Annotated in this window: 10 protein-coding genes; 7 read left to right on the top strand and 3 right to left on the bottom strand. The window is 38.2% G+C overall.

Translation table 11 applies throughout. The features are described from left to right. The first annotated feature begins 125 nt into the window (after positions 1-125). Entirely contained in the window at positions 126-1,895 is a 1,770-nt protein-coding gene (locus tag CXF76_RS09035; RefSeq protein WP_010554589.1) for a sensor histidine kinase, read from the top strand. A gap of 102 nt (positions 1,896-1,997) precedes the next feature. Further along, a complete protein-coding gene (gene rdgC, locus CXF76_RS09030; protein WP_024589755.1) occupies positions 1,998-2,915 on the top strand; it encodes a recombination-associated protein RdgC in 918 nt (305 codons plus the stop codon). Between the two features lie 361 nt (positions 2,916-3,276). Here rdgC and CXF76_RS09025 read toward each other — a convergent pair whose 3' ends face one another. Next, positions 3,277-3,513, bottom strand: coding sequence for a YgjV family protein (locus CXF76_RS09025; protein ID WP_002962663.1), 237 nt, complete (start codon positions 3,511-3,513; stop codon positions 3,277-3,279). 288 nt (positions 3,514-3,801) lie between these two features. Here CXF76_RS09025 and CXF76_RS09020 point away from each other — a divergent pair, with 288 nt between their 5' ends. Continuing rightward, the gene (locus CXF76_RS09020) at positions 3,802-4,458 is read left to right on the top strand and encodes a Crp/Fnr family transcriptional regulator (protein ID WP_002962665.1); all 657 of its coding nucleotides are present in this window, start codon (positions 3,802-3,804) and stop codon (positions 4,456-4,458) included. Between the two features lie 222 nt (positions 4,459-4,680). On the opposite strand, the gene CXF76_RS09015 is transcribed toward CXF76_RS09020, so the two are convergent. Both CXF76_RS09015 and pepB read right to left on the bottom strand, forming a co-directional pair. Continuing rightward, complete coding sequence (locus CXF76_RS09015; RefSeq protein WP_007377478.1) at positions 4,681-5,247, bottom strand: phosphoribosyltransferase; 567 nt, start codon at positions 5,245-5,247, stop codon at positions 4,681-4,683. Between the two features lie 183 nt (positions 5,248-5,430). Beyond that, on the bottom strand, positions 5,431-6,726 hold the full coding sequence (gene pepB / locus CXF76_RS09010; RefSeq protein ID WP_024589754.1) for an aminopeptidase PepB: 1,296 nt from the start codon (positions 6,724-6,726) through the stop codon (positions 5,431-5,433). A gap of 123 nt (positions 6,727-6,849) precedes the next feature. On the opposite strand from pepB, the gene sfsA reads away from it, so the two are divergent. From sfsA to pcnB, 4 genes are all read left to right on the top strand, one after another. Then, a complete protein-coding gene (gene sfsA / locus CXF76_RS09005; RefSeq protein WP_007587160.1) occupies positions 6,850-7,569 on the top strand; it encodes a DNA/RNA nuclease SfsA in 720 nt (239 codons plus the stop codon). Positions 7,570-7,885: 316 nt separating this feature from the next. After that, positions 7,886-8,329 (top strand): RNA polymerase-binding protein DksA, encoded by a 444-nt coding sequence (gene dksA, locus CXF76_RS09000; protein WP_002962671.1) that lies wholly within the window; start codon positions 7,886-7,888, stop codon positions 8,327-8,329. Between the two features lie 20 nt (positions 8,330-8,349). Further along, positions 8,350-9,294, top strand: a complete 945-nt coding sequence (gluQRS, locus tag CXF76_RS08995; protein ID WP_101163484.1) for a tRNA glutamyl-Q(34) synthetase GluQRS — start codon at positions 8,350-8,352, stop codon at positions 9,292-9,294. A gap of 78 nt (positions 9,295-9,372) precedes the next feature. After that, positions 9,373-10,854, top strand: a complete 1,482-nt coding sequence (pcnB, locus tag CXF76_RS08990; RefSeq protein WP_024608323.1) for a polynucleotide adenylyltransferase PcnB — start codon at positions 9,373-9,375, stop codon at positions 10,852-10,854.

The raw sequence follows: 10,854 nt of genomic DNA, 5'->3' as shown, positions 1-10,854 counted from the left end.
ACGCTCACTTTTTGAATTTATCTTATTAAATTTTAACTTTTTTATTTATTTTTAGAGGTTTATTGACTAACTTTTAAATTACTATCGTAACGTTACAAAAATAATAAAGGATGAACAAGTCACTCATGTTACAAAAAAGTCTTTCTAAGAAGCTACTGACTAGCGTTTTATCCGTCTATTTTTTGCTTACCTTTGTAGTGACCTGTGGACAAGTGCTTGCTGAATACGTCAATACTAAAGACTATATTCGCGATGAACTTAGTACCTTACAAAAAACCTTTAGTCGCAGCTTAACACGTGCAATTTGGGAGCTTAATACCAAGCAAACAATTACAACAGCAGAAGGTTTACTCGCCATTCCCATGATTGAAGGGATTATTGTTCGAGACGACAGCGGCGAAATTATTTCACAGCTAGGGCGCTCTCTTGATATACATAAGCTATATAACCAACAGTTAGTACAAGAAGAGGTTATTTTAGAAGACGCAAAATCGGGTTTATTTGGTTATACCTTTCCACTTATTTTTGAATTCTCAGGTCGTGCTACTCAAGTTGGTGACGTTACCTTATTCTCAAGTCGAGAAGTTGTTTTTAGCCGCATTATGGTATCAATCTACTTTTTGATTGGTAATGCGATGATTAAAACCACCTTTTTGATCATCTTATTTTTAATGGCATTTAGAAAACTTCTTACAGACCCTTTAGCAGAACTCACTGAGCAACTAGAAAATTTAGAACTAGACGAGCTAGAAGGTCAACATATAGAAATAGAAACAGAAGAACATAATGAACTAAAAGTGATGGAGCAGTCATTTAACAAACTAATAGATAAAGTGGTTCAGTATAGAAAAGAGCTTGAACACACCCAAAAAGAACTCATTATAAGTAACGAAAAGCTTGATCAACACAACATACAACTTGAACAAGACGTAGCCCGTAAAACATCCAACTTAAGCCAAGCAATGATGGATTTACAGCAGCAAAAATACGAACTCGAAAAGCAAAAAATTGTCCTCACCGAAGAAGTAGACTTACGCCGCAGCACAGAGCAAGAGTTAATTACAAAGCAAACTGAATCTCAGCGCTATATAGAAGAGTTAAGCCTTGCACAGGAACGTTTACTAGGCACAGAAAAAATGGCTGCGCTAGGCGGACTTGTGGCAGGTATTACACACGATATAAATACCCCTATTGGAATAGGTGTAACGGCGATATCATTTTTACAAGAACGCTTAAATAAACTCGAAAATGCTTATACCGAAAAAACACTTTCGCCAAAAGCACTAGAAGAATTCATTAACGAAGCAAAGCAAAGCACAAGCTTACTAACCACTAACTTAGATAGAGCTTCGGAGCTTATAGCTAGTTTTAAACAAATAGCGGTCGATCAAGCCAGTGAAGCAGTAAGAACCATTAACTTTAAAGATTACACTAACGAAGTAATACGCTCACTGCACCCAAAACTAAAAAAGACATCCCATACTATAAAATTAGAATGTCCTGATGATTTAGTTTTAAATCTCCCTGCAGGGGCTATAAGCCAAATTTTTACTAACCTAATTATGAACTCACTTATTCATGGCTTTGAAGGTAAAAGCAACGGTGTAATGGATATTAAAATAAGCGCTGATGACACTAACTTAACTATTGATTACAAAGATGACGGTAACGGTGTTACCAACGAGCAATTAAAAAAATTATTTGACCCATTTTTTACTACCAAACGCGATGAAGGTGGTAGCGGATTAGGCACCCATATAATGCTTAATTTGGTCAAGCAAACCCTTAGTGGCTCTATTGATGCAACGAGTGAACCGGGCAAAGGTCTGCGTTACTATATTCAATTTCCGAAGAACATGGCTAAGCCACTGCCTATTTTTGATAAATATGAATAAATAAAAGTATATGCATTAAATTATTAGTAACAAATCAGTCATTTCGAGATACTGTTTTTATTGCTATGATTGTACAAATTTTTCAAATGGATCAATTCCCCTATGTGGTTTAGTAACCTTATTTGTTACCGCTTTAAGCAAGACGTTTCATATACTCAAGAAGACTTTGATAAAGCATTAGAGCAAGATTTATTTCGCCCATGTACTGGTCAAGAGCTTGCAACATTTGGTTGGACAAAAGCGTTTGGAAAACATGGCGATACGCTATCGCATTTTTCTCAAAAAAGTATTCTAGTTTGCGCTAAACGCGAAGAAAAAGTACTCCCTGCTTCTGTTATTAATGAACTAGTTGCTGAGAAAATTGATCTGATAGAAGCTGAAGAAAACCGCCCAGTTAAAAAGAAAGAAAAAGACGAATTAAAAGAAAACATTCTTCATACTCTTCTACCTCAAGCATTTAAAAAGTCGAGCTTACAATTTGCCTTTATTGACCAAGAAAACGGTTGGGTTGTTGTAAATAGTGGCAGCTTTAATAAAGCAGAAGAGCTACTAGCACTACTTCGTAAATCGTTAGGAACGCTTCCGGTTGTACCTGCGTTTGCTAACTACGACCTAGATGTATTTTTAACTGATTGGTTAACTAACTTTAGTACACCAGAAGGTTTTGCTATTGGCTCAGATGCTGAACTTGAAGAAGCAGACGACAGCGGCGCACAAGTAAAACTTAAAGGTCATGACCTATCGTGTGATGAAGTTAAATCGCATTTAGAAAGTGGTAAACGCGTAACTAAACTTGCACTTGATTGGCAAGAGCGTCTTAAGTTTATGCTGCAAAACGATGGCTCTATCAAACGTTTAAGCTACTCTGAAACTCTAAAAGAAGAAAACGCAGATATTCCTAAAGAAGATATGGCTTTAAAACTTGATGCTGACTTTATTTTAGCTTCTGAAGAAATAAAGCAATTACTTGAAGAACTAACTGCAGGTTTAGGTGACGTTGAAGATTTAGAAAAAGCGTAAATACCATAGTGCCTACCTGCATAAATATTTAAGCAATTTAACAAATTAAATAGCATATAAGCAGGTTGGTATAACAGATAAAAATCCGATAGCAGTAAACTGCTATCGGATTTTTTTATGAAATTTAGAAGCACTTATTTATATCTAAACCGCGAACAGTATTTAGCTAACGATCGACGTATTAAAACCTAAGGTAATCATCTTTTAAGTAGGAGATTACAGCATGGTTCAAAGGTTCATCAAGGTAAGTTATGTAGAGTGATATGAGATTATCTATATACGCTTCAAGCTGGACTGCACAAAAACTGAAGCTTTTGATTTTAATTAAAACCATTAACTTACTTTGTGCAGATAACTTATTTTAGCTTTTAGCGTCTTCAACTTTAGGTTGGCGATATATTTTTATAATGTGATATAAATTTACAAGCGACAATAAGCCGTTGGTAAAAATAACAGGCACTGCGCCAATGGCAACACCGTATGCAGTAAATACAATACAACCAAACATGTTGTACCAACGTAGTTTTACTACATCTGTCATTGTTAACGATGCAACTAATAAAGCTGATGCAATATAACCTAAATATTCCCAACTCAATTGTTCTCTCCTAGCCTTTAGGTTAGCATTACATGTACTGCTATCTTATGGCACTTGTAAGTATTGCAAAGTTACAACAAAATAAAAAAGCTAACCTGCTTAAAAAACCTGAAAAAGTTTGCCGGAAAATACCAGCAAATTCTTAAATCATTACACGGGAAATGAAGGTAAAATAATACTCTTAGCAAAGCTAATAATATTAGTAGCAAGTTAGCGTAAATTCTTAGTGTCTTAATGCTATCGTCATTAAGATGTAATAAATAGGACAAATGTCCGAAGAGCACATTGATGTTTCAATACCATTTTTCTAGTTACCTTGTTGATCAGCTTTTAACCTTTGCCGGTAGCAGCTATCAACAATCAAAAAAAGAAGTTCTGATCCATCAAGATCAGCCTTTAAGCAAGCTTGTGCTTGTACGCAGTGGCACTGTGTCGTTTAGTTACGACGTAGGTAATGGACGACGCCTGCTGTTAGGACAATTGGATTGTAACAACACCCTTATTGGTGAAATAGAAGCGCTAAATAATAATCCATGTATTTATACGGTAACGTGCTTTAGCGATGTCACTTATAACCTTATTGAATTAAGGCATTGGCGTGCTCTACTGCTTGAGAAACCAGAACTAAGCTTATACACCGCACAAACTATTGCGGCTAAGTTTCAGGAAAACCAAAAAATCAATTTAGATAAGTTATTACTACCACTTAGCTATAACATAGCTAAAGATTGCTTACTAAGGGCCGAGAACAACAACCCTACGCTACTTAGAGCCTACCCAACTGTAAATGCTGAAGCCGAACGCTTTGCTACCACTGAGCGAGCTTACAGACGTGTTGTTACAGAACTTGTAGAAAAAGGCTTGGTACTTAGAAGTAACGATGGCTTACAAGCAGTCGATATACCAAAACTAAGTGAGTACGTAGATAGCTTTGCTCAGCTTTAATACCAATCTGCTTATATATGGGTCTATTTAACGTCAAGAAAATTACGCTAGAATTAGGCGAAAATTTTTGTATCTAGTTGTTCTAAATATAAAATTTTTAACGACGTTATAGTGCAATTTAATTCGTTAAATTGGTCAAAGATTTATGCAGGTTGGTATAAACTAAATTTCACTCATAAAAAAAGGCCTTAACGGCCTTTTTTTATTTATGCAAATTACTAATTACTTCTCTAGCAAAATGTCATGAATTTTCGCAAGATCAGATTTACCAGCAATAATTTCATCCGGTGTTAAACCCGATAGTTCATGCGGGAACACTAGCCACTCTTCAGATTCATGAATATAATAATCTGGAACAGTGTCTACTTTTGAGTTTTTTGGCTTGTAGTACGGGCATGCAATACGAATATCACGTGGCAAGTTTAAGCGCATAAGCTCTGAAAGCTTTTCTTTTAATGCAACAATACTACGACCTGAGTCAAATACATCATCAACAATTAATAATGAATCACCTGCATTTGCGTTCTCTACAATGTAATGTAAGCCGTGTACTTTAATTTCTTTCGACTGTTTACCAATACCGTAATAAGACGATGTACGTACTGCAATGTGGTCAGTCTCAATGCCTTTGTAATCGTAATATTCTTGAACAGCAATACCGATCGGTGCACCACCTCGCCAAATACCAATAATAAAATCAGGACGAAAGCCATCTTGGTATACTTGTGCCGCTACGCGGAACGAATCTTCAAGCAGCTGTTGAGCTGTGATGTAGCACTTATCTGACATAATTAGAAACCCCAGTGGTGGATATAAGATTTGAGCGCAGCTTAGAGTTAAGCAAAAATTAAACTCAAACAGGTATTGGCGACTGATTTTACCGTAAATGAAATAAAATTGCTTGCCTGTAAATTAAAAAATAGGCACCCAAGGGTGCCTATTTTTAGCGTAAAAAGCGTAATTTAGTAAATATTATGCTTTTTCTTGTAAAGTACGAGCAACTGTACGCATACCTTGAGTTGTTGCACCCGCTGCCCATTGACTTGTACTGCCCATGTTAAATGCAGCCGCTAAATCTATGTGTACCCAGCCTTTGCCATCGTTTGGCACAAAGCGCGATAAAAAGCCTGCAGCATTCGATGCACCGCCATAACCGCCACCTTTTTGTGCACGGCTATTTGCCGTATCAGCATAAGGAGATGGGCAGTTTTGTTGATGCCATTTTTCAAGAGGAAGTGGCCAAGCAGCTTCCATTTCTTGAGATGCAAAACTCTCAACTTCACGTACAAGTTCTTTATCAAGTGCAAATAATGCATTGTACTCTTGGCCAACAGCAACAAGCGCTGCGCCAGTTAGTGTTGCTGCATCAATAATAAGTGGAGCGCCAGTCTCACCTGCGGCCATTAGGCCATCTGCAAGTACTAAGCGACCTTCAGCATCCGTGTTTACAATTTCAACTGTCGTGCCATTTTTATAAGTAAGAATGTCACCTAATTTGTATGCATGACCCGAAATTAAGTTCTCAGCACAACATAAAAACAGTTTAATACGTTTTTCAATACCACGGTTAATAGCCAATGCTAAACCTGCAGTTACTGTTGCAGCGCCGCCCATGTCGCACTTCATACCAAGCATACCTTCGCTTGATTTAATTGAGTAACCACCTGAGTCAAACGTAATACCTTTACCTACAAGCGCTGCACTTACTGGTGCATTTTCGTCGCCTGTTGGGTTGTAATCAAGCTCAAGCAATACTGGCGGGCGAACACTACCGCGACCAACAGCATGAATACCAATCCACTGTTGTTCTAGTAACGCATCACCTTTAATAATTTGGTAACTTACATGCTCAGGCGCTAATGATTGAATAAACTCAGCCGCTTTTTCAGCAAGGCTTTCTGGGTAAATATCATCGGCAGTCCCGTTAACCATTTCACGTGCCCAAATTGCTGACGTTTTTAAGTGAGCAAGTTCTTTAATATCTGATTGTGCGTTATCAACAAACTCAACACCATTTAACGATTTTGGTGTTACAAAGCCTTGATAAAAAGCCCACTGGCTTTCTGTACACCAAGCATCGCCTGCTAATTCAACGTTTTTAATACCTTGGATTGCAATAGTACGACCAGCTTTTTGAACATTTTTCAATGTTTCTTGCTCAGACAAATGAACAGTTGCACCGCGCTCATTAAAAGACAATGACGCATTATCGCCCCAATGACTCGCTGCTGCTTGTTCGCTTAGTTGAACAACAAATTTTTCACTCATGTTAGAATACCCTTGCACTTAAATGTGCCACCGAGTTTACTATAGAGCGCTTAAGTTCCCAACAGCTTGAGATAAATAACATAAACCACACTGCTGTGCAGTATTTACGCTTTGGAAGTTATCATGAAGTACACGCCAACTCTGCAACCTGCCACCTTATTAAAACGCTACAAACGCTTTTTAGCTGATTTACAATTAAGTGATGGCAGTGAATTTACCGCCCACTGTGCTAATACAGGTAAAATGACGGGATGCGCAGAGCCGGGTTTTGCTGCTTTTTATTCAACAAGCGATAACGCAAAACGAAAATACCCGCATTCATTAGAGCTTACGCAAAATAACTTATCGCAGCTTATTTGTGTAAATACAGCGGTGGCCAATAAAGTAGTAGAAGAAGCAATAAACAATAATGTGATAAGCGAGCTACTCGACTACAGTCAATTGCAAAGCGAAGTAAAGTATGGCAGCGAAAACAGCAGAATCGACTTTTTACTCACAGACGAAAATAAGCCTGATTGCTACGTAGAAGTTAAATCAGTCACATTATTAAGCGAAGATGCACCACAAAGCGGGCAAGGCTACTTTCCTGATGCGCAAACACTGCGCGGACAAAAGCATATTCGCGAACTAATAGAAATGATCGAACAAGGCCACCGAGCAGTATTACTGTTCGCTGTTTTGCATGAAGGAATAAATACAGTAAGTGCAGCTGCGCATATTGATAAAAAATACGCCACGCTATTAAGCCAAGCAATAATAGCCGGCGTTGAAGTATTAGCATACAAGGCCACAATTTCTGCTAATGAAGTTTTACTTCATAAAAAAATAGTATTTGCACAATAGTGTATTAAACCAAGGGATTGAACTAAGCGTAATTTGCAAAATAAGCAAAGTACTCAAATTAAAAAAAGTTATACAAAGTGAATTATAAAAATTAACTTGTTTTTAAAGCTTTTGCCCACATAACAAGGCAAGTTTTAGAAAGCGAATATGTGAATTAATTGAAAGTGTAAATAGACTATTAATACACTTTTTACTCAGTAAGCATGGTTGAAGCTAATTCGATTAATTAAAAATAAATTTGCCTAGGATATAAGATTCTGTTATTTATACCGCCGGCTAATGCTGAGGCATTAAATTAAGGATTTAGGAGAGAGTTATGCCAGACCAAAAGAAACATGGTTTATTGGCTCAAGCCGGTTTAGAACCATACCAAGAAAAACCAGGCGAAGAGTACATGAATGATGCACAACGTGCTCATTTTAGAGCGATTTTAGAAACTTGGCGTAATGATTTACGTAACGAAGTTGATCGTACTAAATCACACATGCAAGACGAAGCTGCTAACTTTCCTGACCCAGTTGACCGCGCTGCACAAGAAGAAGAGTTCTCTTTAGAACTTCGTACTCGTGACCGCGAACGTAAATTAATCAAAAAAATTGAAAAAACAATTAATTTGATTAAAGAAGATGATTTTGGCTTTTGTGAGTCTTGTGGCATCGAAATTGGCATACGTCGCTTAGAAGCACGTCCTACTGCCGATTTATGCGTAGACTGCAAAACACTTGCAGAAATCAAAGAAAAGCAATCTGGACGCGGCTAATTAATACTTATTAATTAGTTATGTCTCCTACAGCCGTTACTGCGCCTATGCGTAAATATCGCGGTCGTTTTGCACCGTCTCCTTCTGGGCCATTACATTTTGGCTCACTTGTAGCGGCTGTGGGTAGTTATCTAGATGCAAAAGCTAACCAAGGAGATTGGTTAGTTCGTATAGAAGACATTGACACTACGCGCGTGGTTAAAAACGCCGACTCCGATATTCTTAATACCTTACATGCCTACGCCCTTCACTGGGACGAACCTGTTGTATATCAAACGCAGCGTCTGCCTTTATACCAAGATATTACCCACTCACTTTTAAAACAAAACCTTGTTTATGGTTGCACCTGTACTCGCAAACAAATAAAAGCCATTGGCGGTATTTATCAGGGGCATTGCCAAGCACTTAATCATAATACTCAATCCGGTGCGCTTCGCTTAGTTCAGCAACATCCAACGACTCAATTTAATGATTTAATTCAAGGTGATATAACGGTAAATAGCGCCCTTTCCCATGAAGATTACTTAATTAAACGCAGCGATGACTTATTTGCATATCAACTTGTTGTGGTCGTCGATGATATTGCTCAAGGGATTAATCGAATTGTAAGAGGTGCTGATTTAATTGAGCCAACCGCACGGCAAATTAGTTTGTTTAAACAACTCAATAGCCCTGTTCCTGAATTTGCTCATTTACCTTTAGCGGTTGCCAAGCCTGGTTTCAAATTGTCTAAACAAAATTATGCTCCCGCCATTAGCAAACAAAATCCAAAGCCTGCTTTAATTAGTGCATTTGAATTTTTAGGGTTGCCTGTTATAGCTGATTTAATCGATTTAAATATTGAACAATTAATCGCTTGGGGAATTAAAAACTTTAGCTTAAAACAGGTACCACAAGTATCCGAAATACAAATTTCTCAGCATCCACGTAGTCAGAAAGTCCAATTTACACATTTAAGTAAATAAAATAGCTAAAAACGGCTTAATTTCAACACATCAACTTAATTTTTAAACCCTGCTGGTATATGATAGCCGCCTAAATATATGCTAATTACGTCAAACAGCTTGTACTGGGCTATAACCGCCCCATTTGCTGTAACTTTTGATTGCGATGCAGAGTCAATCACACCTTCTAGGAGACAGACTATTATTTCCAAGCTTTTTCAATTTTGCCGACAAATAATCGGCCCGAATACCAGTGCCGAAAGCGCTTCTGTAAGCAGTGAGCCTATTGTTGTCACTCGTGGTGAGCATGGTATTTCTCGCAAACAATTTAGCCCAAATGCAATCAAAGTATTATACCGCTTAAAAGACGGTGGCTACGATGCCTACCTTGTTGGTGGTTGTATTCGCGATATATTGTTAGGCCAACAGCCAAAAGATTTTGACGTAGTTACTAATGCAACGCCAGATCAAGTAAAAAAACTATTTAGAAACTGTCGCCTTATTGGTCGTCGCTTTCGTTTAGCACATATTGTATTTGGCCGTGAAATTATTGAAGTGGCGACTATGCGTGGCCACCACGAAGCGCAAGAAGACAAAAATCAAATAAGCCAATCAAGCGATGAAGGCCAATTACTACGAGACAACGTATTTGGCAGTATTGAAGAAGATGCAGAACGCCGCGACTTTTCAATCAATGCACTTTATTACTCAATCAAAGATTTTAGTATTCACGATTACGCCAACGGCTTAGCGGCAATTAAAGCTAAACAAATTGAGCTAATCGGCGACCCTGAAACGCGTTACCGCGAAGACCCTGTTCGTATGTTACGTGCAGTTCGCTTTGCTACTAAACTTGATATGAGCATTGCGCCTAAAAGTGAAAAGCCAATTAGTGAGCTTGCAAGTTTGCTTGATAACATTCCGCCGGCACGTTTATTTGAAGAAATTCTTAAGCTGTTTTTAAACGGCAAGGCCGAAGCTAACTTTTTAATGCTGCGTAAATACGGCTTATTCCGCTCACTGTTTCCTGAGCTTGATAAAATCTTAGATAAAAATCCAAGTGGCTTAGAACACACGCTTATTCAGCAAATGTTTCAAAATACCGACAAACGTATTAATGCAGATAAAAAAGTAACACCAGCGTTTATTTTTGCCGCACTACTTTGGTTCCCACTGCTTGAACGTACTAAAAAGATTCAAAGCCAAGAGCAACTACCTGAGTACGATGCTTTCGCACAAGCAATGAATAAAGTACTAAGCGATAACTCACAACACATTGCGGTTCCTAAACGCTTTACTTTAGGTGCTCGCGATATTTGGCATATTCAGCACCGTTTGGATAAACGAGCAGGCCAACGTGCTTACAGACTAACGCAGCAACCTCGCTTTAAAGCCGCCTACGACTTTTTACTCTTACGCGTAGACGCAGGCGAAACACAGCATACTGAGCTTGCCCAGTGGTGGACACAATATTTAAGCCAAGATATAAACGGCCAAAAAGAGATGGTTAAAAACTTAGGTCACCAAGGTGGTCCTAAGCCGCGAAAGCGCCGTCGACCGACTAAAAAGCCAGCTGAGTAA

Origin of the sequence: Pseudoalteromonas sp. 78C3 (assembly GCF_002836695.1) — a bacterium.
In the GTDB taxonomy this organism is placed as follows: domain Bacteria; phylum Pseudomonadota; class Gammaproteobacteria; order Enterobacterales; family Alteromonadaceae; genus Pseudoalteromonas; species Pseudoalteromonas arctica.
This window is presented reverse-complemented; position numbering and strand designations above follow the sequence as displayed.

Excerpts from the sequence above, each read along its gene's own strand:
- CXF76_RS09035 (WP_010554589.1), top strand. The coding sequence starts at position 126 with ATGTTACAAAAAAGTCTTTCTAAGAAGCTACTGACTAGCGTTTTATCC.
- rdgC (WP_024589755.1), top strand. The coding sequence starts at position 1,998 with ATGTGGTTTAGTAACCTTATTTGTTACCGCTTTAAGCAAGACGTTTCA.
- CXF76_RS09020 (WP_002962665.1), top strand. The coding sequence starts at position 3,802 with ATGTTTCAATACCATTTTTCTAGTTACCTTGTTGATCAGCTTTTAACC.
- CXF76_RS09015 (WP_007377478.1), bottom strand. The coding sequence starts at position 5,247 with ATGTCAGATAAGTGCTACATCACAGCTCAACAGCTGCTTGAAGATTCG.
- pepB (WP_024589754.1), bottom strand. The coding sequence starts at position 6,726 with ATGAGTGAAAAATTTGTTGTTCAACTAAGCGAACAAGCAGCAGCGAGT.
- sfsA (WP_007587160.1), top strand. The coding sequence starts at position 6,850 with ATGAAGTACACGCCAACTCTGCAACCTGCCACCTTATTAAAACGCTAC.
- dksA (WP_002962671.1), top strand. The coding sequence starts at position 7,886 with ATGCCAGACCAAAAGAAACATGGTTTATTGGCTCAAGCCGGTTTAGAA.
- gluQRS (WP_101163484.1), top strand. The coding sequence starts at position 8,350 with ATGTCTCCTACAGCCGTTACTGCGCCTATGCGTAAATATCGCGGTCGT.
- pcnB (WP_024608323.1), top strand. The coding sequence starts at position 9,373 with ATGCTAATTACGTCAAACAGCTTGTACTGGGCTATAACCGCCCCATTT.